The sequence below is a fragment of the Streptomyces sp. NBC_00647 genome, assembly GCF_045207245.1.
Lineage (GTDB): Bacteria > Actinomycetota > Actinomycetes > Streptomycetales > Streptomycetaceae > Streptomyces.
The window spans coordinates 1993447-2020381 of sequence record NZ_CP109040.1 but is presented as its reverse complement, the minus strand read 5'-3'; the positions used below and the strand labels follow the sequence as shown (position 1 = coordinate 2020381).

The following is a 26935-nucleotide window of genomic DNA, read 5'->3' as shown; positions in this document are numbered from 1 at the left end:
GACACCGGCTCTCAGTCCGAGTGCTCCGCCAGCCGGTCGAGAAACACGGCCTGTGCCTTCACGATCAGCGTCCGGGCCCGGTCCGGGGTCATCCACTCCACCCGGTCCAGCTCGGGGAACTCCTGCCGCTGTCCCGACCTCGGCGGCCACTCCATGGTGAACGTGCCGGGGACCACGGCCGCCGGATCGAGATCCGCCTCGATCGCCCAGGCCGTGACGACCTTGCCGTTCGTCTGCGTGACCTCGCCGAGCGGGACCGCCTCCCCGTCGGGCGGCGGCAGCCCGAGCTCCTCCCTGAACTCGCGACGGGCCGCGTCCCAGGCCGTCTCGTCGGGCTCGTACTCGCCCTTGGGAACGGACCAGGCGCCGGCGTCCCGCCGTGCGAAGAAGGGGCCGCCCATATGGCCCAGCAATACCTCCAGGCCGTCGTCGGTGTGCCGGAACAACAGCAGTCCGGCGCTCCTCTTTCCGTGTTGCTTCCCGCTCATCGCGTCACCTCCGGGTGTGCGGCGAGCAGCGTGTCGACCGTGTCGGCCTCGGCCGGCGGCTTGTCCTCCCGATAGCGCACGACCCGGGCGAAGCGGAGGGTGACGCCGGCGGGGTAGCGGGTGGACCTCTGCAGGCCGTCGTACGCGATCTCGACGACGAGTTCGGGCCGTACGGTCACCACGTGGCCGTCGTCCTCGACGGCCAGCTCCCGGAGCCGGTCGGTCTGCCAGGTGAGCATCGCGTCGGTCATGCCCTTGAACGTCTTGCCGAGCATGGCGAAGGAGCCGTCGCCGGTGCGGGCGCCCAGGTGCAGGTTGGAGAGCTTGCCGGTACGCCGCCCGTGGCCCCACTCGGCCGCGAGGACCACCAGGTCGAGGGTGTGCACGGGCTTGACCTTCAGCCAGGAGGCCCCGCGCCGCCCAGCGCTGTACGGGGCGTCCAGGGCCTTCACGACGACACCCTCGTGGCCCCGGGCGAGCGTGTCGGCGAGGAACGTCTCGGCCTCGGCGGCCTCGTCGGTCCCCCGCACGAGCGTCCGCCGGACCCGCATCGGCTCGGGCACCAGCCGTGCCAGTTCCGTGTGCCGCTCGGTGAACGGCAGGTCGAGCAGCTCCCGCCCGTCGACGGACAGGGCGTCGAAGAAGACAGGGGAGACGGGCACCGTCCGCGCGGCCGTCGCCACGTCCACGCGGGACCCGACCCGGGCGGCCGTCTCCTGGAAGGAACGGGGCCGTCCCTGGTCGTCCAGCGCGATCACCTCGCCGTCCAGGATGAACCGCTCGCCCCGCAACTCCAGTGCCGCGTCGGTGAGTTCGGGCAGCCGGTCGGTGATGTCGTCGAGGGTGCGGGTGTACACGCGGACGTCCTCGCCGTCGCGGTGCAGCTGTACGCGGATGCCGTCGAGCTTCTCCTCGACCGCGCAGGCGCCGAGCTTGCCGACCGCCTCGGACACGGAGGCGGCGGTGTGCGCCAGCATCGGGAGCACCGGGCGGCCGACGGTGAGCCGGAAGCCCTCCAGGGCCTCCGGGCCGTCCGCGAGGAGGGCCCGTGCCACCGCCTGGAGCGAACCGGCGAGCATCACCGCCCGGCGTACGTCCCCGGCGGGCGCGCCGGTCGCCTCGGCGAGCCCCTCGACCGCGACGGCGTCCAGCGCGCCCTGACGCACCTCACCGGTGAGCAGCCCGAACAGGAAACGTTGTTCGTCCTCGGTGGCCGCTGCCATCAACTCGCCCACCAGGCGAGCCCGTTCGGCCTGCGAGCCGGTGCCGGAGACCTGGCCGAGCGCGGTGAGCCGGGCGTCCACCTCGCGCACGGTGAGGGTGGGCCCGGCGGCCGGTTCGACCTGCCTGCTCAGCACCTTCCAGCCGATGCCGAGCCGGCCCTGCGGCAGCCGGCCCGCCAGATACGGGATCACGATCGGCACGTCGTCCGCTTCGGCGTCCCGGAACAGCTCCGCGAGCAGCGCGGTCTTCCGGGACCGCGCCGAGGTGGCGGCGACCTCCTGGGACACATGGGCGAGCCGGCTCAGCAGCATGCAGCCATGGTGCAACGCCGACGCCGGGTTCACACCCGTAAGCGGCGGGACCCGGAGGGCAGGACCTGGCCCAGGGCCCCGCTCCTGACGATCTAGGCCTGCCCCCGCGCGACAGCCGCGTCGATGTCGGTGAAGAGGAGTTCGCCGTTGAGGGTGGCCGCCGCGCGGTAGCCGCCGCTCGCCGCGTTCACGACCTGCTCCGCGAAACCGGCGGCGTTGCCGGCAGCCCAGACACCGGGCACGCTCGTCAGCCCTGTCGGGTCGACCACGGGATACGCGCCGAACGGCGTCTCGTGCATCTCCGCGCCCAGCCGGTCGAGCAGACCGGTCTGCGGCACGGGCCGCGGCGCCACGAACAGCACCGAGCGGTCGTGCGTGGACCCGTCCGTGAGCCGCACACCGGTGAGCCGGTCGGCGGCGACCACGAGTTCCGCGACCTCGCCCGGCACCACGGCGACCCCCGCCGCGGCGAGCCGGCGCAGGTCCTCGTCGGAGAGCTCGTCCTCGCCGACCGTGTGCAGGAACAGCGTCACGTCCTTCGACCACTGGCTGACCATCAGCGCCTGGTGCACGCCCATCGGCGTGCTGGCCAGCACGCCGAAGGCCTGGTCGCGGACCTCCCAGCCGTGGCAGTAGGGGCAGTGCAGCACATCGCGCCCGAAGCGCTCGGCGACGCCCGGCACCGACGGCATCTCGTCGACCAGCCCCGTGGTGACGATCAGGCGGCGCGCGTGGACGGTGCGCCCTGCTCCGACGGTGACGTCGAACTCCCCGGCGCCGTCCCGGACCACGTCCGCCACCCGGTCCCGGACGATCTCCACCCCGTACCCCTCGACCTCCCGCCGGCCCGCGGCGAGGAACTCGGCGGGCGGCATCCCGTCCCGGGTCAGATAGCCCTGCAGGTGCGCGGCGGGCGCGTTGCGCGGCTCGCCCGCGTCGACGACGAGCGTGCGGCGCCGCGCCCGGCCGAGGACCAGCGCCGCGGAGAGTCCTGCCGTGCCGCCGCCGACGACGACCACTTCGTATGTCCCGGTCATGGTGACCACCTCCACGGAGACGGTCGCCCGATACCGGCCGGATTGACAAATGGCTTTGCCGATTCTGCAATATGGGCATGAGTGACGCGGCCCATGCGGGTGTGAGTGACGGAGTCCGGCACACAGCGGGCGGCGACGCGGCGACGGACGAGGTCCTCGCCGAGGTGGGTCCGCGCCTGCGCCGGATCAGGAAGGACCGCGGCGCGACGCTGGCCGGACTGTCCGAGGCCACCGGTATCTCCGTGAGCACGCTGTCGCGCCTGGAGTCCGGGCTCCGCAAGCCCAGCCTGGAGCTGCTGCTGCCCATCGCGCGGGCCCATCAGGTCCCGCTGGACGAACTGGTCGGCGCCCCGCCGGTCGGCGACCCCCGGGTGCGCGCCGAGCCGATCGTGCGGTACGGCCGTACGCACTGGCCGCTCACCCGCCAGCCCGGCGGACTCCAGGCCTACAAGGTGCTCGAACCGCAGCGGACGATGGCACCCGATCCGCGCACCCACGAGGGCTACGAGTGGCTGTACGTGCTGTCCGGGCGGCTGCGGCTGGTGCTCGGCGAGCACGACGTCGTGCTGGGGGCGGGGGAGGCGGCGGAGTTCGACACCCGGGTTCCGCACTGGTTCGGGTCGACGGGGGAGGGGCCCGTGGAGTTCCTGAGCCTCTTCGGGCCGCAGGGTGAGCGGATGCATGTACGGGCGCGGCCCAAGGTGCGGGGCAAGGAGCTGTGAGAACGGGCGGCGGGGCCGCTCGCGAGGGTCGTGGCGAAGACGACTGGCGTCTCCTGTTCCCAGGTGGGCAAGCGACCGCTTAGTATGCCTTCGACCCCGGTCAGACGACGCAGTCCCCTGGAGGCCCCGCATGCAGGCATGGCAAGTGCATCAGACCGGCGAGCCCGCAGAGGCGATGCGCCTCCAGGAGGTGGATCGGCCGACGCCCGGTGCCGGCCAGGTCCTGCTCAAGGTGCGCGCCGCGAACATCAACTTCCCGGACGCGCTGATGTGCCGCGGCCAGTACCAGGTCAGGCCGCCGCTGCCGTTCACGCCCGGTGTGGAGATCTGCGGCGAGACCGAGGACGGACGCCGGGTGATCGCCAATCCCGCGCTGCCCCACGGCGGATTCGCGGAGTACGCGGTCGCGGACGCCGCCGCCCTGCTGCCCGCGCCCGACGCCCTCGACGACGCCGAGGCCGCGGCCCTGCACATCGGCTACCAGACCGGCTGGTTCGGCCTCCACCGCCGAGCCCGCCTCGAAGCCGGCGAGACCCTGCTCGTCCACGCCGCCGCCGGCGGGGTCGGCAGCGCGGCCGTGCAGCTCGGAAAGGCGGCGGGCGCCCGCGTCATCGGTGTCGTGGGCGGCGCAGACAAGGCCGCCGTGGCGCGCGAGCTGGGCTGTGACGTCGTCATCGACCGGCGCGCCGAGGACGTCATCGGCGCCGTCAAGGAGGCGACCGGCGGACGCGGCGCGGACGTGATCTACGACCCCGTCGGCGGCGAGGCCTACACCCAGTCCACCAAGGTCGTCGCCTTCGAGGGCCGGATCGTGGTCGTCGGCTTCGCGAGCGGCTCGATCCCGAGCCCCGCCCTGAACCACGCCCTCGTCAAGAACTACGCGATCCTCGGCCTGCACTGGGGCCTGTACAACACCAAGAACCCGAAGCTGGTCCTGCACTGCCACGAGCAGCTCACCGAGCTGGCCGCGCGGGGCGCGATCAAGCCGCTGGTGAGCGAACGGGTGCCGCTGAGCGGGGCAGCCGCCGCCGTGCAGCGGGTCGCCGACGGAGTCACCACCGGACGGATCGCCGTGGTGCCCGCACTTCAGAACGGAGCCGCCGCATGACCGACGCAGCCGAACTGCGCCGCCGCACACATGAGTTGCTGGCCGCGCATCCTCCCCTGGAAACCGATCGCCTGGACTTCCTGAGGGCGCGCTTCGACGCCGGACTCGCCTGGGTGCACTACCCGGAGGGCCTCGGCGGCCTCGGCGCCCCGCGCAGCCTCCAGGCCGTCGTGGACGCCGAGCTGGCGGCCGCAGGTGCGCCCGACAACGACCCGCGGCGGATCGGCATCGGCCTCGGCATGGCCGCCCCGACCATCCTCGGCTTCGGTACGGAGGAGCAGAAGCGGCGCTTCCTGCGGCCCCTGTGGGTCGGCGAGGAGGTGTGGTGCCAGCTCTTCAGCGAGCCCGGCGCGGGTTCCGACCTCGCCGCCCTCGGCACCCGCGCGGTCCGCGCGGACGGCGATGAGGCGGGCAGCGGGGGAGAGTGGGTGGTCAACGGGCAGAAGGTGTGGACCTCCAGCGCCCACGTCGCCCGCTGGGCCATCCTCATCGCCCGCACCGACCCGGACGTGCCCAAGCACCGCGGCATCACCTACTTCATCTGCGACATGACCGACCCGGGCGTCGAGGTACGGCCGCTGCGCCAGATCACCGGCGAGGCCGAGTTCAACGAGGTCTTCCTCACCGACGTCCGCATCCCCGACGCGCACCGCCTCGGCGAGGTCGGCGACGGCTGGCGGGTCGCCCAGACCACGCTGATGAACGAGCGCGTCTCCATCGGCGGGATGCGCATCCCGCGTGAGGGCGGCATGATCGGCCCGGTCTCGAAGACCTGGCGCGAGCGGCCCGAACTGCGCACCCACGACGCGCACCAGCGGCTCCTGAAGCTGTGGGTCGAGGCCGAGGTCGCCCGGCTCTCGGGCGAGCGGCTGCGCCAGCAGCTCGTCGCCGGCCAGCCCGGCCACGACGGTGCCGGCATGAAGCTCGGATTCGCCAGGCTCAACCAGGAGATCAGCGGACTGGAGGTCGAACTCCTCCGCGAGGAAGGCCTGTTGTACGAGGACTGGACGATGCGTCGGCCGGAAATGGTCGACTTCACCGGCCGGGACGCCGGATACCGCTATCTGCGCTCCAAGGGCAACAGCATCGAGGGCGGGACCAGCGAGGTCCTGCTGAACATCGTCGCCGAACGCGTCCTGGGCCTGCCGTCCGAGCCGCGCACCGACAAGGACGTCGCATGGAAGGACCTCGCCCGATGAGCCAGGAGAGCACCCAGCCCGACCTCCTCTACACCGAGGAGGAAGAGGCGCTGCGGTCGGCGGTCCGTGACCTGCTGACCGACCGCTGCGACCCGGCCGCGGTGATCGCGCGCACCGAGTCGGACGCCCCGCACGACATCGCGCTGTGGAAGGCACTGACCGACGGAATGGGCCTGGCCGGCCTACTGGTGCCGGAGGAGCTGGACGGCCAGGGCGCCACGCACCGCGAAGCCGCCGTGGTCCTCGAGGAACTCGGGCGGGCGGTCGCGCCCGTGCCGTATCTGACGAGCGCCGTGGTCGCCACGGAGGCACTGCTGGAGTGCCGCGCCGACGACCTGCTCACGCGCCTGGCGTCCGCCACGTCGATCGGTGCGCTGGCCGTCGGGCTGCACACCGCTCCGGGCGCCACCTTCGCGACCGTACGGCTCGAGAACGGCTCCCTGCACGGTGAGCTGACGGGCATCGCCGATGCGGCGGGCGCCGACCTGCTGCTCGTGCCCGCGGACGACGGCGGCCTGTACGCGGTGGACGCCTCCGCCGCGACCATCACCCCGCAGGTGTCCTTGGACCTCACCCGCCCGCTCGCCACCGTCACGCTCACCGGCGCCCCCGGCCGTCGGCTCGGCGACGCCGAACCGGCCGTACGGCGCGCGCTGCGGGCCGGCGCCGGGCTGCTCGCCTCCGAGCAGCTCGGGCTCGCCGACTGGTCGTTGACGGAGACCGTCCGCTACCTCAAGGAGCGCAAGCAGTTCAACCGGCCGGTCGGCGGATTCCAGGCGCTCAAGCACCGGCTGGCCCAGGTGTGGCTGGAGGTCGTCAACACGCGTGCCGCTGCGCGGAACGCCGCCGACGCGCTGGCCACCGGCAGCGCGGACAGCGACGTGGCGGTCGCCGTCGCCCAGGCGTACGCGGCACCCGTCGCCGTGCACGCCGCCGAGGAGGCAGTGCAGCTGCACGGCGGCATCGGCATGACGTGGGAGCACCCGGCGCACCTGTATCTGAAGCGCGCCAAGGCCGACTCGATCGCGTACGGCACGGCCGGCGCGCATCGCGCGGCACTGGCCGGACTGGTCGATCTCCAAGCGCCCTGACGCCCTTTCGAGTGAAGCCCGCCCCACCTGGGGCGGGCTTTCCCGTGTGCCCGCGGGGGGCGGGCGAACGCCGTGTCCCGCCCGGATCCGGTGAAGTGAACGCATGGCGTCGGTCCGGCCAACTCCCTTCACGGCAGGGTTCCTTGGGCCCTTCCGACCGCATACTCCCTGAGGTCCCGTACGGCACCCTCAAGGGAGGCGGAACATGGCCCCAACCACCCGTCGCAGAGCCCTCACCACCCTCGGCGCCGCCCTCGCGGGCTCGATCGCCCTGCCCGCCTCGCGGGCCCTGGCCGGCGAGGCGAAGCCCCGCAAGCGACCCCTGTGGCGCGCCCACGCGCACAACGACTACGACCATCCACGCCCCCTCTTCGACGCCCTCGACCACCGGTTCGGCAGCGTCGAGGCGGACATCTACCTCGTCGGCGACCAACTCCTCGTCGCCCACGACCCGGTGGACCTCGACCCCACCCGCACACTCGAATCCCTCTACCTCGACCCGCTGGCCGCTCGCGTCCGGGCGAACCACGGCTCGGTGTACCGGGGTTGCCGCAGGCCGCTGCAACTCCTCATCGACATCAAGACCGAGGGCTCCTCGACGTACCTCGAACTCGACCGTCATCTGCGCTGCTACCGGCACCTGTTCACGACGTACGCGCAGGGGCGGGTGCACCCCGGCCCGGTCACGGCCGTGATCTCCGGGGACCGCGCCGCGCGGGCGCCCATGGAGGCACAGACCGTGCGCCGCGCCTTCTACGACGGCCGCCTCACCGACCTCGGCAGCGCCGCCCCCGCCTCTTTCATCCCGCTGATCAGCGACAACTGGACACTCAACTTCAGCTGGCTGGGCGCGGGCCCGTTCCCGGACGCCGAGCGCGAGAAGCTGCGGGGCATCATGGCGGCCGCGCACGCGCGCCGGCAGAGGGTCCGCTTCTGGGCGACACCCGATCTGGCGGGTCCGACACGCGAGGCGCTCTGGCGCGAACTGCTCGCCGCCGACGTCGACCACCTCAACACCGATGACCTGGGCGGTCTCGAAGAGTTCCTCGACGCCCACGACCGGCGGTAGAACACCACTCGTTCGGAGGACACGTCAACCGCCCGGGCGAACCCTCCGCTACGCCACACTTACGGCCGAACGCCGCGAAGTGGACGTGGCGGAGGAGGTTGACGATGGCCATTTCCATCTCTGTGGTGCTGCTGCTCCTGGTGCTGGCGGTGATCTTCCTCCGCAACGGCGGGCTGAAGATCTCCCACGCCCTGGTCTGCGCCCTGCTCGGGTTCCTGCTGGCCAGCACGAGCATGGCCCCGACCATCCACAGCGGCCTCACCGCGACGGCGGACATCGTGGGCAGTCTGACGCCATGATCTGCCGCCGCGTCACGGGCGCGCGAACACCCCGATGCCGTTCGGGACCGGACGCTCGGCGCCGCCGCTCGGGTGGTTGAGGACGGTGACGGCGTCCGCTCCTGCCTGTCGGGCGACCATCGTGGTGGATCCGCCGCCGTCCAGGCTGAAGGCGTCCCGAGCACCCAACTGCCGCATCGCCGCCGTCACTTCGGCGATGGTGAGCCCGCCGCGGAACTCGGGGGCGCCGTCCAGGGCGAGGAGCTGCATGCGGCGCCCGTGGTCGGAGAAGCCCACCGCGGTCCGTACGGCGGAGGCCTGGTCGTCCAGACCCGGCAGCGGCACGCCGTCGGTCATCAACGGGTAGCCCCCGACCGCGAAGCGGTACGGCACCCGGGAGGACTCCGCCACCAGCCGGTGCCGCACCCCGACCCGCTCGCCCACGGACAGTTTCCGCAACTGCTGGGCACCCCCCTCGCGCCCCACCAGCACGGTGGTGTCCGGCGCGATGGGGCCGCTGCCCGGAGTGCCGGCGGCGGACACGACCCGCCCGCGGCGGACGGTCACCTCGTAGGTGTCGCCGCTGCACGGCGCGGCCCTGTCGCTGTCCGTGCCGCATGTCGCCCGCATCCGCGAGACGCTGCCCCAGTCCGCGGTGAACGCGCCGACGGAGCCGACCGGGAGCGCGTACTGATTGAACCCGCCGAGCGGCCAGGTGCCGTCGGAGCTGCGGACGGAGCCGTCGAGAGCCACGCTGTCCAGCCGGGCCCGGCGGTCGACGCCCACACCGAACACGTCCTCGGTGGTCGTGCCGGGCGGCAGCTCCGGTCCGAAACGCTGGCCTTCGGGAACCGCGGCCTTGAGCCCGTGGCCGCTCGCGATCGCCGGGCCGACGGTCGCGCCCGTCGCCTCGACGCCCGGATGCTGGGTCTCCGTGATGTTGAAGAAGTCGCCGTTGACTCCGGCGACGGCGCCCCGGGAGTCGGCCAGCTGGGAGACGGGCGCCCGGGACGCCACGGCTCCCGGGTACAAGAGGTCGACGCGCACATGGGGATTGCGCAGGTCGACGCTCAACACATGTGCGTGCGCCATTCCCTTGGCCGCCGGGATGTCCAACTGCGTGTACTCGACGCCGGGCGCGATGTCCGTCGCGCTCTCCGCGCCGCTGGCCGGTGCCGCCCCGATCAGGGCGACACCGGCCAGCGCTCCGCATGCCGTGAAGACCGTCAGTGCCGTTCTGAACCGTCCGTCGCGACGCGTCACAGTGCCCCCTGATGTCTCGTCAACTTTCGCAGGACTCAGGGGAATTGCACCAGAGGCCGGTGCCCGGGCCGGTGGCTAGGCGCCGACGACGCGGGAACGGATCAGAAAACGCACTCCTTCGGGTGCCTCGAGAGAGAAGCCGCTGCCCCGGCCCGCCACGACGTCCACGATCAGACGCGTGTGGCTCCACAGTTCGTACTGGCTCTTCGACATCCAGAAGGTCACCGGCTCGTCGACGCCCTCGACCTCCAGCTCGGCCAGCAGGACGTCGGAGCCTCCGGTACGGAACTCGCCCTCCGGGTAGCACATGGGCGCGCTGCCGTCGCAGCAGCCGCCCGACTGATGGAACATCAGCGGTCCGTGCAGCGTGCGCAGTCGCCGCAGCAGTTCGGAGGCGGCGGGGGTCAGCTCCACACGGGGGACGACGTCCATCGGCACTCCCTCTCGGGTCTCACGGCTCGCACACGCGGTCCGCGGCCCGCCGCGGACGAACCGCCGGCGCAGGGCAGGACTCAGCCGACCATCCGGGAGGTTGCGAGAGGGTTGCACGCCGCGGACCCGGAAAGAGGCCGGTCCCCGGTGACGCCCGCTCGATGCGGGTCGTCACCGGGGACCGGCCTCGGGAAAGGCGGGTGCCGGGGGCCGGCGGACGGGTGCCGGCCGGTGCGGTGGGTCAGCAGATGCGCGGCAGTTGCTCTCCGAGCGGCATGTCCACCACGCGGGTGCCGCCCAGACCGGTGGCCGCGACGACCATGCCGGGGTGGTCGGCGACGCAGTGGCCGATCGCCACCGACTCCTTGCCGAGCGGGTGGGCGCGCATCGCCGCGAGCACGGCGTCGGCGTGCTCCGGCGCCACGAACGCCACCAGCTTGCCCTCGTTGGCCACGTACAGCGGGTCGAGGCCGAGGAAGGCGCAGGCGTTGGCGACCGTCTCCGGGATGGGCAGGGAGCGCTCGTCGAGCGTGATGCCGACTCCCGCGGCCGAGGCGATCTCGTTCAGGGAGGTGGCCAGGCCGCCACGGGTCGGATCGCGCAGCACATGGAGGTCGGTGCAGACGGCCAGCATGTCCGCGACCAGACCGGCCAGCGACGCGGTGTCGCTCTGGATCTCGACGCCGAACTCCAGCCCCTCCCGCACGCTCATGATCGCCACGCCGTGCACGCCGATCGGTCCGCTGACCAGCACCACGTCTCCGGGTGCCGCGCGCTGCGGGCGGATGTCGACGCCGTCCGGGATCAGGCCGATCCCGGCGGTGTTGATGAAGATGCCGTCGCCGTGGCCCGCGTCGACGACCTTGGTGTCGCCGGTCGCGACCACGACCCCGGCCGTCCGGGCCGCCTCGCCCAGCGCCTCGGCCACGCGTCCCACGACGGAGAGCTCGACGCCCTCTTCGAGGATGAACCCGCAGGAGAGGTAGGCCGGTACGGCCCCCGCCATGGCCAGGTCGTTGACCGTGCCGTTGACGGCGAGGTCCCCGATGCTGCCGCCGGGGAAGAACAGCGGGCGGACGACGAAGGAGTCGGTGGAGAAGGCGAGCCGGGCGCCGCCCAGGCGCAGGTGCGCGGAGTCGCCGAGCTCGGCGAGCACGTCGCTGCCGAACGCCGGCGCGAACAGGTGCTCCACCAGTTCGGCGGAGAGCGTGCCGCCACCGCCGTGCCCCATCACGATCCTGTCGTGGTCGCGCAGCGGCGCGGGGCAGGTCCAGGAGGAGAAGTCGACGGGAGCCGAAGCGGAGTCACCCAACGGAGCTCGCCTCCTTGTTCGGGGCCTCCAGCCGCCGGTAGAGGTAGTAGGCGGCACACGCGCCCTCGCTGGAGACCATCGTCGCGCCCAGCGGATTGCGCGGGGTGCACTCCTTGCCGAACGCGGCGCACTCGTGCGGCTTGATGAGGCCCTGGAGCACCTCGCCGCTGCGGCAGACGGTCGACTCCTGGGTGTCGATGCCGGTCACCGAGAAGCGGTGCTCGGCGTCGTACTCGCGGTACTTGGGCGACAGCCGCCAGCCGCTCTGCGGAATCATGCCGATCCCGCGCCAGGCCCGGTCGGTCACCTCGAAGACGTCGGACAGCATGGCCCGGGCCGCCGGGCTCCCTTCCGGCTGCACCGCCCGCGGATAGGCGTTCTCCACGGTGTGCTGCCCGGCCTCCAGCTGCCGTACGGCGCGGCGGATGCCCTCCAGGATGTCCAGCGGCTCGAACCCGGTCACCACGATCGGCACCCGGTGCCGCTCGGCCAGTTCGGGATACTCGCCCATGCCCATCACCGTGCAGACGTGCCCGGCGGCGAGGAACGCCTGCACCCGGCAGTCCGGCGAGTTCATGATCGCGTCGATGGCCGGAGGCACCTTGACGTGCGAGACCAGCAGGCTGAAGTTGGGGATGTCCAGCTTCTTGGCCTGGTAGACGGTCATCGCGTTGGGCGGCGCGGTGGTCTCGAAGCCGATGCCGAAGAAGACGACCTGCCGGTCGGGGTTCTCCTGCGCGATCTTCAGCGCGTCCAGCGGCGAGTACACGACACGTACGTCCGCGCCCTCGCTCTTGACCTTGAACAGGTCGCGTCCGCTGCCGGGCACGCGCAGCATGTCGCCGAAGGAACAGAAGATCACGTCCGGGCGGGAGGCGATCTCCAGTGCCTTGTCGATGATCTCCAGCGGGGTCACACAGACCGGACAGCCCGGCCCGTGGATCAGCTGGATCTCCTCGGGCAGGAGCTGGTCGATGCCGTGGCGGATGATCGAGTGCGTCTGACCGCCGCAGACCTCCATGATCGACCAGGGCCGGGTGGTGGTCGCCCTGATGTCGTCGAAGAGCCGCTTGGCAAGGACAGGATCGCTGAACTCGTCCAGGTACTTCATGACCGTGCCTCCTTCTCGACGCCATCCACGGGTGTGGGTCCGGTTCCGGCGGGGCGTTCGGCGCCCGCGTCCCGGGCGGCCTTGCCCCAGGCGTCGCCGAACTCCTCCTCCAGCACTCCGAGGTTCTCGAAGAGCTCCAGGGTCTGTTTCGCCGACTCCTCGTCCAGCCGCTGCAACGCGAATCCCACATGGACGATGGCGTAGTCACCGACCTGCATGTCCGGCACGTATTCCAGACACACGTCCTTGACGACACCGCCGAAGTCCACCTTGGCCATCCGCGTCGCGTCGCGTTCCTCGATCTCCAGCACTCGGCCGGGTACGGCCAGACACATGACTCGCTCCTGACTCGCTCTGCGCTTCCGCCGCGTTAGTCCCGCATCCGTGCGGCGACGATCAGCTGCCCGAGGGCAAGACCGCCGTCATTGGGGGGAACCCTGTGGTGCCTCAGTACGGTGAAGCCGTCCCGTTCCAGAACGGCGCCGCAGCCCTCGGTGAGCAGGGCGTTGCAGAACACCCCGCCGCTGAGGGCCACCGTGCGGATGCCGGTCCGCTCTCGCGCCACCGTGCACACCTCCTGGACCAGGGCGACCACGGCCCGATGGAACCGACGTGCCACCGGACCGGCCGTGACGCCGGCACGGACGTCCGCGACGGCGGCGGCCAGGACCGGCGCCGGATCGGCGATCAGTGGCGCCTCGGGGTCCTGACGGACCGTTCTCAGCATGAACCGGTACCCGTCGTTCCGCTCGTCGTCGCCGAGCGGCCCCGTCAGGTCGTCCAGTGCCGCGTTCTCCAGCTCCATCGCCGCCTGCGCCTCGTACTCCACCCGGTGGCAGACCCCCGCGAGCGAGGACACCGCGTCGAAGAGGCGGCCCATGCTCGACGTGGGAACGCAGTTGAACCCCCGCTCCAGCTGCCGTTCGAGCAGCCGCCGCTCCTCCGGGGTGGCGGCCGCGGCGCACGGCAGCTCGTCGGACCACGGCAGTCCCGCCGTCCGCAGGTGCGACAGCGCCATCCGGTAGGGGTTGCGTACGGCCGCGTCTCCGCCCGGCAGCGCCGCATAGCCCAGATGAGCGAACCGCCGGTATCCGTCGTAGTCGGCGAGCAGCACCTCGCCGCCCCACACGGCACCGTCGTCGCCGTATCCGGTCCCGTCGAAGGCGACCCCGATCACCGGGGCCGAGCCGTCGAGACCGTGCTCGGCCATGGCGGAGGCGACATGGGCGTGGTGGTGCTGCACCTGGCGCAGCGGCAGGCCGCGCGCCTCGGCGGCCCGCCGCGCCCACTGGGTGGAGCGGTAGCCGGGGTGCCGGTCGGCGATCAGCAGGCGCGGCGCGACGGCGGTGAGGTCCGTCAGATGGCCCGTGGCCCGCTCGAAGGCGGTCAGGGTGGCCAGGTCGTCCATGTCCCCGACGTGCGCGGACAGCCAGGCGTAGCGGCCGTCCCCGGCGCAGAAGGTGTTCTTCAGGTCGCCGCCCACGGCCAGCGCGGGGACCACCGGGACCGGGAGCGCGATCGGGAAGGGGGCGTAGCCGCGCGAACGGCGCACCGGGAGCTCGGCTCCCGCGCATACCCGGACCACCGAGTCGTCGCAGGGCACATGGATGGGACGGTCGTGGGCGAGCCAGGCGTCGGCCAGCCCCGCCAGCCGGGTCAGCGCCTCCGCGTCGTCGGTGACGATGGGCTCGCCCGAGCGGTTTCCGCTGGTCATGACGAGGACGGCCGGGCCAGGGGGATCACCGGGCAGGCCGAGCAGCAGCCGGTGCACCGGCGTGTACGGGAGCATGAAGCCGAGGTCGGGGCTGCCGGGGGCGACCCCCGCCGCGATCTCGCCGGAGGCCGCCCGTCGCCGCAGCAGGACCACCGGCTTGCGCGGCCCGAGCAGCAACTCCCGCTCCGCCGGTCCGACGTGGGCCAGCCGGCGCACGGTCTCCAGCGAGTCCGCCAGCACGGCGAAGGGCTTGCCGCCACGGTTCTTGCGCTTGCGCAGGGTGCGGACGGCCGCGGGGTCGCCCGCGTCGCACGCCAGGTGGTAGCCGCCGATCCCCTTGATCGCCACCACGGCACCCTCGGCCAGCAGCCGGCGGGCCTCGGTGATCGCCTGCGCGTCCCGCAGCTCGCCCGGATCACCGGGCCCGGTGCGCAGGGTGAGCCGGGGGCCGCAGGCGGGGCAGGCGATCGGCTGGGCGTGGAAGCGCCGGTCGGCCGGGTCGGCGTACTCGCGGGCGCAGTCCGCGCACATGGGGAAGTCCGCCATGGTGGTGCGGTCCCGGTCGTACGGCAACGAGGTCACGATGGTGAACCGGGGGCCGCAGTGCGTGCAGGTGATGAACGGATGCCGGTACCGCCGGTCGGCGGGGTCCGCGAGCTCGCCCAGACAGGCGTCGCAGGTGGCGGTGTCCGGGGAGACCAGCGTGCGGCCGGGGCCGCCGGAGGAGGGGCGGATGGTGAACACCGATCCGTCGTTCTCCAGGGGCACGGCACGGTGCTCGACCGACTCGACCACCGCGAGCGGCGGCGGACGCGTCCCGACCCGGACGCAGAACGTCTCGACGTCGGCGGCCGGGCCTTCGACCTCGGCCTCGACGCCCCGCGCGTTGTTGGTGACCCAGCCGGTCAGCCCCAGTTCCTCGGCGAGGGTGTACACGAAGGGTCGGAATCCCACTCCCTGGACGACGCCCGTGACGGTGACGTGCCTGCGCTCGCGCCCCGGGTTCCGTGTCACCGCGCGTGCTCCTGAGCGGGCGTCCGGCTCCGGCCGGCCCCGTCCTGCCGCTCGTGCGGGTGCCGGTGTCCGTCGGCGGGCGAGGAGCCGTCCGCGGGCGGGTGCCCCTCCGTTCGGTGGCCGTCGCCGTTCTCGTGGCTGTGCAGGTACCGCTCGTGCTGCCGCGCCAGGACGGGGACATGGGTCTCGTCGCCGGCCGCGCAGCGCAGGATGTGGGCCAGCAGCGCGTCGACCCCCTGGCCGGTGCGGGCCGAGGTCTCCAGGACCGGCACTCCGGGGTTGACCTGCTGAACACCGGCCAGGAACGCCTCCCGGTCGAAGCCGACGGCGTCCGCGATGTCGGTCTTGGTGATCACGACCAGGTGCGCGAGTCCGAAGGCCGCCGGGTACTTGACCGGCTTGTCCTCGCCCTCCGTCACCGACGCGAGCGCGATGCGCAGGGTCTCTCCCAGGTCGTAGGAGGCGGGGCAGACGAGATTGCCGACGTTCTCGACGAACAGCAGGCGCGTGCCCTCGGGCATCCAGTCCTCGAGCCGGCGCTGGAGCATGCCCGCCTCCAGATGGCAGAGCCCGTCGGTCAGGATCTGCTTCACGGGGGCGCCGGAGCGGGCCAGCCGTGTCGCGTCGTTCTCCGTCGCCAGGTCGGCGGTGACGGCGGCGGCCGGGGTGCCGCCCGCGACGGCGCGGGCGAGCAGCTGTTCGAGCAGGGCCGTCTTGCCGCTGCCCGGACTGGACAGCAGATTCACCGCCACCGTGCCGCGGTCGCCCAGATAGCTCCGCAGGGCCAGGGCGTTCTCGTCGTTCTTGGCGAGGACGGCCTGATGCAGGTCAACCGTGCGGCACATGGCTCGTCTCCTCGTCGTGTGTCGGCAGCCCGGCCGGCGCGGCCCGTGGCCCGCCGTCCGCGCTCTTCCCGTCCGGGGGCCCGTCGGCCAGCGTCACCCGGACGATCTCCAGCTCCCGGCCGCTGAGCAGGGTCAGCGTGGCCCCGCAGGCGGGGCACCACAGCACCGGAGGCATCCCGGTCGGCGCCTCGCGGCCGCAGCCGTCGCAGTGCGCCCGTGCCTCGACAGTCTCGATCAGCAGGCGCGCCCCCGCCAGCGCGGTGCCCTCCGTCGCCAGGCCGAACGAGAAGTCCAGCGCCTCGGGCACCACCCCCGCGAGCTCGCCGATCCGCAGGGTCAGTGACGCGACCGTGCCGCCCTGCTCCCGCACGGCCTCCTCGACCTGTTCGACGACCGCCACGGCGATGGACAGCTCATGCACGGCCCTCACCTCCCGCCGCCGGGCCCTCGTGGGGCCGTCCGGCGCCCAGGTGTGGGGTTCGCGCATGACTGGTTACTCTGAGAAGACGATGACTGGCCACGAGGTCGAGCGACGCGCTCTGCTCACCCCGGTGCTGCTCCTGCTGCTGGCCGAACGCCAAGGGCACGGTTACGAGCTGGTGCAGCGCCTGGGTGCTTTCGGCTGTGCCGACGCCGATCAGGCGCATGTGTACCGGCTGCTGCGGGGCATGGAGAGCAGCGGTGAGGTCACGTCGCACTGGCACGCCTCCGAGAGCGGCCCCGCGCGCCGCGTCTACGCGATCACCCAGCAGGGCGCCATGAACCTCGCCCTGTGGTTCGTCCGCCTGGGCGAGCTCCACGGCACCCTGCATCTCTTCCTCGAGCGGTACGTGCAGCTCGAGGACGTCGGTGGCCGCGCGGGGCGCTCGGGCGACGGCCCGGGCGCCGACGCGCGTGCGCCGGATCATGCGCGTACGCCGGATCACATGCGCCGCATGCGCAAGTAGCGGCGGATGTCCGACAGGTTCCTGGCGACTCCGTAGGCCAGTACGAGGCCCGCGGCCACGCCCACCCATTGCCATTCCATCCTTGCCTCCATCGTGGTCAGCTCCTCTGGGGTACAGAGGCAGCGCGGCGTACCAGGTCGAGCACGAGGTCGGCGGCGGCCTCCACGGCGTCGGCCACCGGGGGTGTCAGGCCCATGCCCTCGTCCGTGTCGCGGGGTTCGCAGCCGATGACGTAGACCTCCTCGGGGAGAGTGCCGCCCGCGCCGGCGTGCAGATCGTGCAGCAGGGCCAGCACGGTGGCGGGGTCCATGGCGTGAGTGTCCATCGGCCCCGGCTCGGGCCGCGCCGCGGGGGGCTCGGGGCCGACGTCGATCGTGTAGAGCGTGCCCGGCGGGCCTCCCCGGCTGACGATGTCCACCAGCACGAGGGTCCGATAGCCCTCCAGCAGTCGGTAGGCGAGGTGCACCCCGCGGATGCCGGCGTCCATCAGCTCGACGCCGGGCGGCAGTTCGGGTGTGCGGACGGCGAGGCGCTGTACGGTCTCCACCCCGAATCCGTCGTCCTGGAGGAACACGTTGCCGACCCCGGCGACCAGGACCCGGCGGGTCCCGTCGGGTTCCGCCGTACCGGAGGCGTCGGTGGGATCGGGTCCGGTCATGTCGCCTCCTCCTTCAGCGGAGCCACCTCGTCGGGCTTGAAGTACAGGAAGCGGCCCTGGGCGCGGCGTACGTCGGTGCCGGGATCGTCGTCCACGACGACGGCGAGGTGCGTCTCGCCGTCGAGGTCGCCGACCACGGCCTCGACCGTGGCGTGCCGGCCGAAGAGGAACGCGTCCTGGGCGTCGGAACGCCGGGCGCCCGGTCTGAGCAGGACTCTGCTGCCGGCCCGTACGCTCTCGCCGTCGATGACGACGACGGCCGGTACCTCGGTTGCCCCGGGGTCCTGCGCCGGGTCCCACCAGGGGTGCCCGGGGCCCTCGGGCAGGGTCAGTCCGGTGTCGGGAGCGGCAGGGCGTGCCGTGCCCGGAAGGTCGTCGCCGGTGATCTCGCGCAGCCCCCGGATCGCTCCGTGCAGCCGCTCGCGGACCGCCTCCGGCATGTCGTCCACCAGGTCGATGACCTCGGCGGCACGGGCGTCCGTGCCCCGCGCCTCGCGCTTCTCCCGTTCGGTGAGCGCGGCCGTGCGCAGCGAGAGGATCTCGTCGATCTCGGTGGCGTCGTAGAGGGGCCCCGGGCTCTCCTCGGCGACGGCCGGATGGTCCTCCAGGATGATCGGCGAGGACAGCATGACGTCCTCCGTACCGGGCGGTCCCGCGAGTACGGGCCAGGTGTGGTCGTTGTGGCAGCTCGCGGCGGCCGGGCGGGCCCACTCGGGCGGGTCGGTCAGCGACAGGAACCGTCCGCCGGGCACGCCGAACAGCAGATGGGTGCCGATCATGCTGTGGGCGAGGGCGGTCTCGCGGTCGGTGCCGGCCTCCTTCGGGGCGACGGTGGTGTTGTGCACGCTCACCGTGAGCCGCAGCACCCGGTAGGGTCCCGGCAACTCCTCGATGCGCGGGCGCAGTTCGCCCGTAAGTCGTTTCCTGCGCCGCACGAGACGGCCCAGCGTCCGGCCCTTCGCGTCGGTCACCGGTTCGTACTCGACGGAATCGGGCAGGTCGAACCGTACGGCGTGGACGGCCGCCTGATCACCCATCAGTTCGGCGAGCGACTCATGGATCAGTACGCGCTCCTCGTGACCCTCGTCCCACGGCACCAGCACCCGGTCGGGAAGGTCGAGTTCGGGCACCTCCGTGTAACCGCCGTCGGCGTCGAGCCGTTCGACCGTGCGCCGGCGGACGTGCAGGAAGCGCAGTTCGGTGTGGAGCCGGTCGCCGGCGCGGGGCTCCAGCAGGCACTCGGTGCGCTGGACGGCGTGTTCCCCGGTCGTCGCGGTCCAGGCGGGCGGCACCAGGACGCCGAACTGCCAGCGCAGTTGGTTCTTCGCGGCCGAGGCGCGGTAGGGGTAGAGGACATAGCCCTCGAACAGGACGGCGTCCGCCACCGTGCGGGCCTGCTCGAAGCCGCTCTCCAGGGGATTGCTCATCTCAGTCGGCCCCCTTCGCGTCGGCGGTGGCGAGGAGTTCCTCGAAGACCCGCTCCCAGGACGGCAGGGCGTGGGCGGAGCGGTAGCGGCGCAGCGCGTCCAGAACGTCCAGCCGGACGCGCAGCCAGCCCGAGTTGGGGAAGTACTGCTCGATCATGTTCCGCCAGACGTCCACCGGCATCCGGTACGACGTCTCCTTGTGCCAGGGCACCGGCTCGGCCCGGAAGCCGTCCCGGCCCGTGAACACCGTGCCGGAGAAGAGCAGGAGCAGCGGGACCTCGCCGCGGGACAGCGCCCGGAAGTACGACGCGGACGCGACCTCCGTGTCGTAGGTGCAGGGGACCGGGAGATCGACCTCGGTCGAACCGGTGAACCCCGGGACCGTGATGGAGGCGTGGGCGAACTGCAACGGCTTGAGCGTGCTGTTCCAGCGGCTCGGTTCGCCGAACAGGTCACCCAGCATGCCGACCTCCTCCGGCTCGTACGATCGCCCGGCGGGCTCGATACGGATCTGGCAGCGCAGCGCGACGGCGTGCACCGGCTGATGATCGGCCTCCTCGATGCGCAGCCCGAACAGCAACGTGGGCCCGGCTCCGTACGGTTCGGGGCGCACACCGGTACAGGTGAACTGGAGATCGGTCACGGGGCGCCCCCGGAGTGCGTGGCCGGACTCCCGGATTCCGGGGGAGCGGCGGGATTCCCGGGATCCGGGGGAGCGGCGGGGGTTCCGGGTTCCGCGGATGCGGCGGTGGGCCCGGGGTGCGCCGATGCGGCGGTGGGCCCGGTCTCCGATTCCAGCGGGCGGGCGGCCGCCGTGATCCGTTCGAAGAACTCCGCGATGTCCGCGCGTGCCTCGGCGCCGCCGTCGAAGCCCTTCCAGTGCAGCCGCATCCGGCCGACCAGTTCGTAGCAGACGTCGACCGGGACGAGCGTGCAGGTAACCGAGTCGCCGCGTCCGCGGTGCAGCAGCAGCGCCTCCACATCGGGTTCGAGCAGCTCCGCGAGCCGGCTGCGTCCGAGGACCGCGTCCCAGGTCTGCGGATCGAGTTCGCTCTCGGTGGCGCCCGCCGGGCTCGGGTAGAAGGCCGCGAGCCGGTCGAGTTCGGAGTTGCGGAAGAAGAAGGCGAGCGCGACCGGGATCTGCAGCCGGTTCCAGTCCGCCTCGTCCAGCTCGAACCCGGGATCGGTCAGATACCGGTCCGGGACGGCCCGGAAGCGGCCCTGCCCCGCGCCCGGCCGGGTGAAGAGCAGATGGCAGGGCGGGCAGGCGCATTTGAGGGACCGTCGCGAGGTGTCCACGAGATGCCGGTGCTCGGCGGGCAGCGGCTCCCCGCACAGGTCGCAGCGCTCACCGACGGGCGGCGGCCTCCGGGTGAACTGCTTGAGGACGTCGGTGGTCATGGCCCCGCCCCCAGCAGCTCACCGGGCAGGGCCACCCGTACGGATCCGTCCTCCTCCAGCAGCGGTACGGGCTCCAGGTGAGCCCGTTCGCCCCGGCCCGCCCGGTGCACGTCGAACTCGGCGGCGCATCCCGAGCACCGCAGCAGTTCGCCGTCCAGGACCGCCGGTGCGAGGCTCACGGCACAGACCGGGCAGCGGTCGCGGTAGGCGTACAGCTGTCCCGGCAGGCGGACGAGCAGCAGGGTGCGGCCGGCGACGTCGGTGACGCCGGTGGCCCGTTCGCCCAGGGGCAGCGCGCGGGGAGCGAGGGTGTACCAGCGGGCCGGGTCGCCCGGTCCTCCGGACGCGGCCGGGTCACCCGGAACGTCGTCCGGGCGGTGCGGCAGGATCTGGAGCAGTGCGGGCCCCGGGTTCTCCTCGGCCATTCCCTCGACCTCGATGTGCTCGACCTCGGGGGCGATCCGGGCGACCGCCTCCTCGATGGTCCAGCGCACGGTCTGGGTGGAGGACGGACAGCCGTCGCAGCTGCCGCGCAGCCTGAGCCGTAGTGTCGGGCCGTCGGCGGCCTCCATGTCGAGCCCGGCCACCTCGACGTCGCCCGCGTGCGAGCCGAGGTAGGGACGGACCTTGTCGAGGGCCCGGCCCACCCGGGTCGCGGTGTCCTCCGGATGCAGATCGTGCAGGATCAGCAGATCGCTGACGAGTTCGTCGGCGGTCAGGACGGCGAGGGGGTCCGCGCCGTCCGGGGCCGCGCGCAGCAGCCGTACGGCCCGGGCCAGGCCCTCGCCGTAGAACTCCACGAGGCAGCGCACGAGTTCGTCCGCCGTGTCGCGTGCCCGCGGTCCCGCCTGCTGCGCCAGCTCGTCGAGCAGCGCGCCTATCCGCTCACCCGTCTCCTGTCCGGCCATCGGCAAGCCCCTCTCCTGAGGAAGTCAGACCGCCAGTCCGCTCAGCCCCGTCGGCATGTGCGTCTGCTGGATGGTCCGCCCGCCGCCGACGTACATGTGCACGCCGCACGGCAGACACGGGTCGAAGCTGCGGACGGCCCGCATGATGTCGATGCCCTTGAAGTTCTCGGGCGGGTTCTCCTCGAAGATGGGGGTGTTCTGCACCGCGTCCTCGTACGGGCCCGGTGTGCCGTAGCTGTCGCGCACGCTGCCGTTCCACGGCGTCGGCGGATACGGGTGGTAGTTGGCGATCTTGCCGTCCCTGATCACCATGTGGTGGGACAGCACGCCCCGGACCGCCTCGGTGAAGCCGCAGCCGATCGACTCGTCCGGCACGTCGAACTTCTCCCAGGTCTGGGTGCGTCCGGCGCGTACCTCCTCCATCGCCTGCTCGGCGAAGTGGAGGGCGGCCGCGGCGGCGTACGCCTGGAAGTAGGTCCGGGCCCTGTTGCGTTCGAGGGCGTTGCTCCACTGCGGGATCTTCCACTCCAGCGCCATCTCCGGCTTGGTCATCGTGCGCGGCAGGTTGATCTGCACGCTGTGCCCGGTGGCCTTGATGTAGCCGATGTCGACGAGTCCGGACAGCGCCGTGGACCACAGCCGGGCGATCGGGCCGCCGCCGGTGTCCAGGGCCAGATGGTCGGTGCCGTCGAACCAGCGCGGCGACATGACCCAGCTGTACTTGTCGTCGAAGTCCCGCTTCTGCGGGGCCGGGATGGTGTGCTGGTTCCAGGGGTGCCGTTCGTCGACGGGGTTCCCGAGCGGGTCCTGCTCGACGAACTTCTCCATGCCCGACCAGTCCTCGTAGTACGAGCTGCCGAGCAGGATGCGGATGCCGAGGTTGATGTCGACGAGGCTGTTGGTGACCAGCTTGCCGTCCACGATGACACCCGGGGTGACGAACATCCGCCGGCCCCAGTTCTCCATGTTGGCGTACTGGAAGTCGCAGTACTCCGGGTCGTTCAGCGCGCCCCAGCACCCCAGCAGCACACGGCGCCTGCCCACTTCCTCGTAGCCGGGCAGTGCCTCGTAGAAGAAGTCGAAGAGGTCGTCGTGGAGCGGGACGACCCGCTTCATGAACTCCACGTAGCGGGTGAGCCGGGTCAGGTAGTCGGTGAAGAGCTGGATGGTCGCGACCGTGCCGACACCGCCCGGGTAGAGCGTGGAGGGGTGCACATGGCGGCCCTCCATCAGACAGAACATCTCCCGTGTGTAGCGGCTGACCTGGAGCGCCTCGCGGTAGAACTCGCCCTCCAGCGGGTTGAGCGAGCGCATGATGTCGGCGATCGTGCGGTAGCCGTGGTCGGCCGCGTGCGGGGCCTCGGTGCGCTCGGCGAGCTCCAGCACCCCGGGGTTGGTCTCGCGGACCATCCGCTCGCAGTAGTCCACCCCGACCAGGTTCTCCTGGAAGATGTTGTGGTCGAACATGTACTCCGCGGCCTCGCCGAGGTTGATGATCCACTCGCCGAGGTGCGGGGGTGCCACGCCGTACGCCATGTTCTGGGCGTACACCGAGCAGGTGGCGTGGTTGTCGCCGCAGATACCGCAGATGCGGCTGGTGATGAAGTGCGCGTCGCGCGGGTCCTTGCCGCGCATGAACACGCTGTACCCGCGGAAGACGGACGAGGTGCTGTAGCACTCCGCGACCCGCTTCGCCTTGAAGTCGATCTTGGTGTGGATGCCGAGACTGCCCACGATGCGGGTGATCGGGTCCCACGACATCTCCGTGAGGCCGTCACCGGCCGGCTTGTTCGTCGCCGTCGCCATGGTGCCGCGCCACCTTCCTGTCGAGTGTCCTGCTCAGCGGGTAACCGTGGTCACCACGGGGCCTTGTAGCCGGTCGTGAGCTTCTCGCCCTTGCCGCGCCACTTCGGTTCCTTGTCGACGGTCTTCGCGGTGATGTTCCGCAGTCGTCGGATGACGGATCCGTAGATGCCGCTCGCCGTCGCGGACACATGGCCGCCCGGCGGCTCGTCCATGAACGGCATGAACTTGTCGGGGAAGCCCGGCATGGTGCAGGCGATGCAGATGCCGCCGACGTTCGGACAGCCGCCCACACCGTTGATCCAGCCGCGCTTGGGCACGTTGCACTTCACCACCGGGCCCCAGCAGCCGAGCTTGACCAGACACTCCGGCGATCCGTACTCGGTCGCGAACTGTCCCTGCTCGTAGTAACCGGCACGGTCGCAGCCCTCGTGAACCGTGGCGCCGAACAGCCAGGTCGGCCGCAGCTCCTCGTCCAGCGGGATCATGGGTGCCGCGCCCGCCGCCTGGTACAGCAGGTAGAGCAGGGTCTCGGAAGCGTTGTCCGGGTGCACGGGGCAGCCCGGGATGCAGACGATCGGGATGCCCGCCTTGGACTTCCACTCCCAGCCCAGATAGTCCGGCACTCCCATCGCGCCGGTCGGGTTCCCGGCCATCGCGTGGATACCGCCGTACGTCGCACAGGTGCCGATGGCGACGACGGCGAGCGCCTTGGGGGTGAGCCGGTCGAGCCACTCACTGGTGGTGATCGGCTGACCCGTCTCCGGATCGTCCCCGAAACCGCACCAGTAGCCCTCCGGCTTGACCCGCTCGTTCGGAATGGACCCCTCGACGACCAGCACGAAGGGCTCCAGCTCGCCCCTGTCGGCCTTGAAGAACCACTCGACGAAATTGTCCGCGCCCTGCACGGGCCCGCACTCGAAGTCGATCAGGGGCCAGTGGACCGCCACCTTGGGCAGCCCTGGCAGGGCACCGAGTGCCAGCTCCTCGATGCTCGGCTGGGTCGCGGCGGTCAGCGACACCGAATCCCCGTCGCAGCTCAGCCCCGCGTTGATCCAGAGAATGTGGACGGTCGGATCGTCCTGCGCTTCGTCCTGCGCGACGGGGTCGGCCGTCGTCGCGGTCGGGGCGTCCATGAGCCCTCCTGGGAATCAGCTCATTCCGGTCATCAATGCACAAACAGCCTTTCCTATGGTTACCGACCGGAAGTGTCGTGGGTAAGTGCGAACGGGCCCTATCGTCGGGGCGCACTGTCGTCCCGTGCGCGCGGGTGGGCCGGAGCCGCTCGAGGTCCGGTCATCCTCCGCGACCAGGGGGCTGCTCAGCGTCGGCGAGAGCCTGCCGTGCCGCCCTGGGCATCGAGGCCCTCCTCCGCAGGCCCCGGGAGGCAGGGCGAGGCCACGGTGAGCCGCCGGTCGCGGACACTCGGTCTGTCCGCACGCGCGGACGGACTCGACGCTCCTCAGGGCTGGGCGGCCGGATCCAGGCCCTCGACCGCCGCTGCCGCGGCGGCGGAGTCCTGGCCGTAGAAGATGTCGATGTCGACCTCCTCGCCGCCCATGGTGAGTGTGTCCCAGGCGCCGCTGAGCACCAGCATGCGGAGCGTTATGCCCTCCAGGGTCCCCAGCCGTTCCAGGATCGCCTGGTCGTCCGGCATACCGGGCATGCGCGTCGCCAGTCGGGAGCGGATTCCGTGCAGTCGCTCCAACAGCGTCGCGGTGTCCGCCTCGCGATCCGGCTCCTCGGAGATTCCTTCGATGCCGTGGGCGATGATGTCCTTGATGGCCCACGTGGTGCCCTGGTCGTCGGTGGTCACCATCGCCTTCCAGGCGCGGCTCTTGTGCCGGTACTGGAGCATCGACATGGCGGCCTCGTGGCGCAGGAAGTCCGCGTCCCGGAAGGGCTTGCCCTTCCACGCTCCGTTGAGGGACCGTGCGAGCGAGATCGCGGAGGACAGACCGCTGTTGAGTCCCCGTCCCGGCCAGAAGTGGATGGCGTTTGCGGCGTCGCCCAGCAAAAAGCCGTACGTGCCGATGGAGTTGGCCGTGGGCGGCAGCAACTCGGCGGTGAAGCGCGGGCGTTGCACCATGTCCAGGCGGAAGGACGTGACCGCACTCAGTTCGTCCGGCTCGACACCGAACAGGCGCAGCCCTTCACCCACCCGCTTCCACAGGGCCGAGCCCCTGATGAGGGCCGGCAGGAACAGCGTGCTGTGCGTGGAACACCGGAAGTCGCCGTGCTCGTCGCGCCCCATCAGGCAGGGGCGAGAGGCGATGCACTCCTCGAAGACGCGGCGGACCGGATCGATACCGACGACCTCGGCGGCCTCCGCGTCCGTCAGACGCATGTTGAGGAAACCCTCGCCCCGCAAGGAGTTCAGCAGGAACCGGTTCTGCCCCACGGTCAGCAGCACCGCCATGGGGTCGGGCAGAGCCGATTTCACGCGCAGTCCGAGGATCACGTCCTGGAGATGGCGGTTCTTCAGCGAGTAGATGGAGGCGTCCGCCGTGCCGAACTTGGCGGCGAAGTGCTCGCGGGTGCGTGACCGTCCGCCGTCGCAGATCGCCAGTACGTGCTGGTCCGCGAGGGCGTCCTGCTGCTCATCGATGCCGAACCGGGCGGGGACGAGGCGGATTCGGCTCGGCTTCTCGTTCGCCACCTCCAGAAGCCGGTCCTCGATGTAGGCGATGCGCATGTTGCGCGGGTGGTGATCGCCGATGGAGTCGGGACCCGACGGCCACATCTCCGTGTAGCTGTCCGGGTCGAAGAGCCGGGCCTGCACCTCATCGGGCAGGCTGAGGTACTGGCGGCTCTGTACGGTCACCACCTGCTGGCGCCGAACATTGCCCTGACTCGCGTCCTTCCAGACGATCTTGCGGCCCTGCTTACGCCAACGGCCGTCATAGACGGTGATGTTCACCTGGGCGCCGAGGAAGTGCTCCAGCAGCAACGCGAGCGACAGGCCGACCGGGCCGCCGCCCGCGATGGTGACCCGCAGTACCGGCCCGTGCTCGACCTCCTCGTCGGCATGGGTCAGGGACCTGGGCAAGGAGAGCGCCATGATCGTCTCCATGGCGTCGGGAACCTCGAAACGGAACTCCTGGTCGCCGATGGTGATGTCGTCCCCGGGCTTGAGGAGCTGGGAGTCGATCTCCTCACCGTTGACCAGCGTTCCGTTGCTGCTCCCACAGTCGCGCAGCACGTAGCCCTGGGTGTCGTCGAGGACGATCTCCGCGTGGAAGCGCGAAACGCTCAAGCTGGAGATGACGACGCTGTTCTCCGGATTGCGCCCGAAGGTGACCCGGGTGCCGATCACCGGTATGCGCTCGCCGACCAGCAGTCCTTCGCGTCCAACGAGCACCGGCGCCACGGTACTTCCTTTCGAGGATGACGACATCGCTGTCGCCGCGGTGCCACTGGACCGCACCGTTGCGCGGGCGTGACCGGCAGCGTGGAAGGGGAGGGCGGAGTGGCTTCACTCGACGTGTGTGAGCGGCGACTGGTTCAGTTCCGACGGCAAGGCGGCGTTCATCGACCGGTGCAGATGATGCATCATGCCCGATTCCGAAGTCG

General features: G+C 71.5%; 26 protein-coding genes and 1 pseudogene. 7 read left to right on the top strand and 20 right to left on the bottom strand.

Features of this window, described 5'->3' with window-relative positions; genetic code table 11:
* Positions 1-11: 11 nt before the first annotated feature.
* From OG788_RS08835 to OG788_RS08825, 3 genes are all read right to left on the bottom strand, one after another.
* A complete protein-coding gene (locus tag OG788_RS08835; protein ID WP_406369969.1) occupies positions 12-488 on the bottom strand; it encodes an NUDIX domain-containing protein in 477 nt (158 codons plus the stop codon).
* The gene (locus OG788_RS08830) at positions 485-2023 is read right to left on the bottom strand and encodes an ATP-dependent DNA ligase (protein WP_406369967.1); all 1539 of its coding nucleotides are present in this window, start codon (positions 2021-2023) and stop codon (positions 485-487) included. The genes OG788_RS08835 and OG788_RS08830 overlap by 4 nt, the downstream gene beginning before the upstream one ends.
* Before the next feature lie 92 nt (positions 2024-2115).
* Entirely contained in the window at positions 2116-3060 is a 945-nt protein-coding gene (locus OG788_RS08825) for an NAD(P)/FAD-dependent oxidoreductase (RefSeq protein WP_406369965.1), read from the bottom strand.
* A 77-nt stretch (positions 3061-3137) separates the two neighbouring features.
* Here OG788_RS08825 and OG788_RS08820 point away from each other — a divergent pair, with 77 nt between their 5' ends.
* From OG788_RS08820 to OG788_RS08795, 6 genes are all read left to right on the top strand, one after another.
* The gene (locus tag OG788_RS08820) at positions 3138-3782 is read left to right on the top strand and encodes an XRE family transcriptional regulator (RefSeq protein WP_351535088.1); all 645 of its coding nucleotides are present in this window, start codon (positions 3138-3140) and stop codon (positions 3780-3782) included.
* A 130-nt stretch (positions 3783-3912) separates the two neighbouring features.
* The gene (locus OG788_RS08815) at positions 3913-4890 is read left to right on the top strand and encodes an NADPH:quinone oxidoreductase family protein (RefSeq protein ID WP_406369963.1); all 978 of its coding nucleotides are present in this window, start codon (positions 3913-3915) and stop codon (positions 4888-4890) included.
* On the top strand, positions 4887-6089 hold the full coding sequence (locus tag OG788_RS08810) for an acyl-CoA dehydrogenase family protein (RefSeq protein ID WP_406369962.1): 1203 nt from the start codon (positions 4887-4889) through the stop codon (positions 6087-6089). Before OG788_RS08815 ends, OG788_RS08810 begins: the two co-directional genes overlap by 4 nt.
* Complete coding sequence (locus OG788_RS08805; RefSeq protein ID WP_356748555.1) at positions 6068-7180, top strand: acyl-CoA dehydrogenase family protein; 1113 nt, start codon at positions 6068-6070, stop codon at positions 7178-7180. The genes OG788_RS08810 and OG788_RS08805 overlap by 22 nt, the downstream gene beginning before the upstream one ends.
* A gap of 205 nt (positions 7181-7385) precedes the next feature.
* On the top strand, positions 7386-8249 hold the full coding sequence (locus tag OG788_RS08800) for a phosphatidylinositol-specific phospholipase C/glycerophosphodiester phosphodiesterase family protein (RefSeq protein WP_406369960.1): 864 nt from the start codon (positions 7386-7388) through the stop codon (positions 8247-8249).
* 104 nt (positions 8250-8353) lie between these two features.
* Complete coding sequence (locus OG788_RS08795; protein WP_261704269.1) at positions 8354-8548, top strand: hypothetical protein; 195 nt, start codon at positions 8354-8356, stop codon at positions 8546-8548.
* Between the two features lie 12 nt (positions 8549-8560).
* On the opposite strand, the gene OG788_RS08790 is transcribed toward OG788_RS08795, so the two are convergent.
* From OG788_RS08790 to OG788_RS08755, 8 genes are all read right to left on the bottom strand, one after another.
* A complete protein-coding gene (locus OG788_RS08790; RefSeq protein ID WP_406369959.1) occupies positions 8561-9790 on the bottom strand; it encodes a phosphodiester glycosidase family protein in 1230 nt (409 codons plus the stop codon).
* A gap of 75 nt (positions 9791-9865) precedes the next feature.
* On the bottom strand, positions 9866-10222 hold the full coding sequence (locus OG788_RS08785; protein WP_356748549.1) for a DUF779 domain-containing protein: 357 nt from the start codon (positions 10220-10222) through the stop codon (positions 9866-9868).
* A 241-nt stretch (positions 10223-10463) separates the two neighbouring features.
* Positions 10464-11453, bottom strand: a complete 990-nt coding sequence (gene hypE, locus OG788_RS08780; protein WP_406376709.1) for a hydrogenase expression/formation protein HypE — start codon at positions 11451-11453, stop codon at positions 10464-10466.
* 73 nt (positions 11454-11526) lie between these two features.
* Positions 11527-12645 (bottom strand): hydrogenase formation protein HypD, encoded by a 1119-nt coding sequence (hypD, locus tag OG788_RS08775; RefSeq protein ID WP_406369958.1) that lies wholly within the window; start codon positions 12643-12645, stop codon positions 11527-11529.
* Positions 12642-12980, bottom strand: a complete 339-nt coding sequence (locus OG788_RS08770) for a HypC/HybG/HupF family hydrogenase formation chaperone (protein ID WP_351535112.1) — start codon at positions 12978-12980, stop codon at positions 12642-12644. Before OG788_RS08770 ends, hypD begins: the two co-directional genes overlap by 4 nt.
* Positions 12981-13015: 35 nt before the next feature.
* Positions 13016-15373 carry a carbamoyltransferase HypF gene (hypF, locus tag OG788_RS08765; protein WP_406369957.1) on the bottom strand — a complete coding sequence of 786 codons (2358 nt, stop codon included), beginning with the start codon at positions 15371-15373 and terminating at the stop codon, positions 13016-13018.
* A complete protein-coding gene (gene hypB, locus OG788_RS08760; protein WP_406369955.1) occupies positions 15370-16218 on the bottom strand; it encodes a hydrogenase nickel incorporation protein HypB in 849 nt (282 codons plus the stop codon). Before hypB ends, hypF begins: the two co-directional genes overlap by 4 nt.
* Positions 16202-16639, bottom strand: a complete 438-nt coding sequence (locus tag OG788_RS08755) for a hydrogenase maturation nickel metallochaperone HypA (protein WP_406369953.1) — start codon at positions 16637-16639, stop codon at positions 16202-16204. The genes hypB and OG788_RS08755 overlap by 17 nt, the downstream gene beginning before the upstream one ends.
* Positions 16640-16703: 64 nt before the next feature.
* On the opposite strand from OG788_RS08755, the gene OG788_RS08750 reads away from it, so the two are divergent.
* A complete protein-coding gene (locus OG788_RS08750; protein WP_406369951.1) occupies positions 16704-17165 on the top strand; it encodes a helix-turn-helix transcriptional regulator in 462 nt (153 codons plus the stop codon).
* Here OG788_RS08750 and OG788_RS08745 read toward each other — a convergent pair.
* The 9 genes and pseudogenes from OG788_RS08745 to OG788_RS08705 form a co-directional block, all read right to left on the bottom strand.
* A complete protein-coding gene (locus OG788_RS08745; protein WP_398392185.1) occupies positions 17141-17245 on the bottom strand; it encodes a DUF6893 family small protein in 105 nt (34 codons plus the stop codon). The two genes, OG788_RS08750 and OG788_RS08745, sit on opposite strands and share 25 nt — an antisense overlap.
* A gap of 17 nt (positions 17246-17262) precedes the next feature.
* Positions 17263-17823, bottom strand: coding sequence for a hydrogenase maturation protease (locus OG788_RS08740; RefSeq protein ID WP_406369949.1), 561 nt, complete (start codon positions 17821-17823; stop codon positions 17263-17265).
* Positions 17820-19250, bottom strand: coding sequence for a hypothetical protein (locus OG788_RS08735; RefSeq protein WP_406369947.1), 1431 nt, complete (start codon positions 19248-19250; stop codon positions 17820-17822). Before OG788_RS08735 ends, OG788_RS08740 begins: the two co-directional genes overlap by 4 nt.
* A gap of 1 nt (position 19251) precedes the next feature.
* Entirely contained in the window at positions 19252-19893 is a 642-nt protein-coding gene (locus tag OG788_RS08730; RefSeq protein ID WP_351535134.1) for a DUF6084 family protein, read from the bottom strand.
* Positions 19894-20027: 134 nt separating this feature from the next.
* Positions 20028-20651 (bottom strand): annotated as a pseudogene (locus OG788_RS08725) (DUF5947 family protein); the annotation flags it as partial.
* A complete protein-coding gene (locus OG788_RS08720; protein WP_406369945.1) occupies positions 20648-21559 on the bottom strand; it encodes a NifU family protein in 912 nt (303 codons plus the stop codon). The gene OG788_RS08720 and the pseudogene OG788_RS08725, both read right to left, overlap by 4 nt.
* 24 nt (positions 21560-21583) lie before the next feature.
* Positions 21584-23365 carry a nickel-dependent hydrogenase large subunit gene (locus OG788_RS08715; RefSeq protein ID WP_406369944.1) on the bottom strand — a complete coding sequence of 594 codons (1782 nt, stop codon included), beginning with the start codon at positions 23363-23365 and terminating at the stop codon, positions 21584-21586.
* A gap of 50 nt (positions 23366-23415) precedes the next feature.
* Entirely contained in the window at positions 23416-24498 is a 1083-nt protein-coding gene (locus OG788_RS08710) for a hydrogenase expression protein HypE (RefSeq protein ID WP_406369942.1), read from the bottom strand.
* Positions 24499-24824: 326 nt separating this feature from the next.
* Positions 24825-26723, bottom strand: coding sequence for an FHA domain-containing protein (locus tag OG788_RS08705; protein WP_406369940.1), 1899 nt, complete (start codon positions 26721-26723; stop codon positions 24825-24827).
* Positions 26724-26935: the final 212 nt, after the last annotated feature.

Bases quoted from the DNA above. Each gene is read 5' to 3' on its own strand.
- OG788_RS08750 (WP_406369951.1), top strand. From the start codon at position 16,704: ATGACTGGTTACTCTGAGAAGACGATGACTGGCCACGAGGTCGAGCGA.
- OG788_RS08745 (WP_398392185.1), bottom strand. From the start codon at position 17,245: ATGGAATGGCAATGGGTGGGCGTGGCCGCGGGCCTCGTACTGGCCTAC.
- OG788_RS08800 (WP_406369960.1), top strand. From the start codon at position 7,386: ATGGCCCCAACCACCCGTCGCAGAGCCCTCACCACCCTCGGCGCCGCC.
- OG788_RS08740 (WP_406369949.1), bottom strand. From the start codon at position 17,823: ATGACCGGACCCGATCCCACCGACGCCTCCGGTACGGCGGAACCCGAC.
- OG788_RS08805 (WP_356748555.1), top strand. From the start codon at position 6,068: ATGGAAGGACCTCGCCCGATGAGCCAGGAGAGCACCCAGCCCGACCTC.
- OG788_RS08835 (WP_406369969.1), bottom strand. From the start codon at position 488: ATGAGCGGGAAGCAACACGGAAAGAGGAGCGCCGGACTGCTGTTGTTC.
- OG788_RS08825 (WP_406369965.1), bottom strand. From the start codon at position 3,060: ATGACCGGGACATACGAAGTGGTCGTCGTCGGCGGCGGCACGGCAGGA.
- OG788_RS08785 (WP_356748549.1), bottom strand. From the start codon at position 10,222: ATGGACGTCGTCCCCCGTGTGGAGCTGACCCCCGCCGCCTCCGAACTG.
- OG788_RS08710 (WP_406369942.1), bottom strand. From the start codon at position 24,498: ATGGACGCCCCGACCGCGACGACGGCCGACCCCGTCGCGCAGGACGAA.
- OG788_RS08715 (WP_406369944.1), bottom strand. From the start codon at position 23,365: ATGGCGACGGCGACGAACAAGCCGGCCGGTGACGGCCTCACGGAGATG.
- OG788_RS08820 (WP_351535088.1), top strand. From the start codon at position 3,138: ATGAGTGACGCGGCCCATGCGGGTGTGAGTGACGGAGTCCGGCACACA.
- OG788_RS08795 (WP_261704269.1), top strand. From the start codon at position 8,354: ATGGCCATTTCCATCTCTGTGGTGCTGCTGCTCCTGGTGCTGGCGGTG.
- OG788_RS08815 (WP_406369963.1), top strand. From the start codon at position 3,913: ATGCAGGCATGGCAAGTGCATCAGACCGGCGAGCCCGCAGAGGCGATG.
- OG788_RS08830 (WP_406369967.1), bottom strand. From the start codon at position 2,023: ATGCTGCTGAGCCGGCTCGCCCATGTGTCCCAGGAGGTCGCCGCCACC.
- OG788_RS08810 (WP_406369962.1), top strand. From the start codon at position 4,887: ATGACCGACGCAGCCGAACTGCGCCGCCGCACACATGAGTTGCTGGCC.
- OG788_RS08770 (WP_351535112.1), bottom strand. From the start codon at position 12,980: ATGTGTCTGGCCGTACCCGGCCGAGTGCTGGAGATCGAGGAACGCGAC.
- hypB (WP_406369955.1), bottom strand. From the start codon at position 16,218: ATGTGCCGCACGGTTGACCTGCATCAGGCCGTCCTCGCCAAGAACGAC.
- OG788_RS08720 (WP_406369945.1), bottom strand. From the start codon at position 21,559: ATGGCCGGACAGGAGACGGGTGAGCGGATAGGCGCGCTGCTCGACGAG.
- hypE (WP_406376709.1), bottom strand. From the start codon at position 11,453: ATGGGGCACGGCGGTGGCGGCACGCTCTCCGCCGAACTGGTGGAGCAC.
- OG788_RS08735 (WP_406369947.1), bottom strand. From the start codon at position 19,250: ATGAGCAATCCCCTGGAGAGCGGCTTCGAGCAGGCCCGCACGGTGGCG.
- hypD (WP_406369958.1), bottom strand. From the start codon at position 12,645: ATGAAGTACCTGGACGAGTTCAGCGATCCTGTCCTTGCCAAGCGGCTC.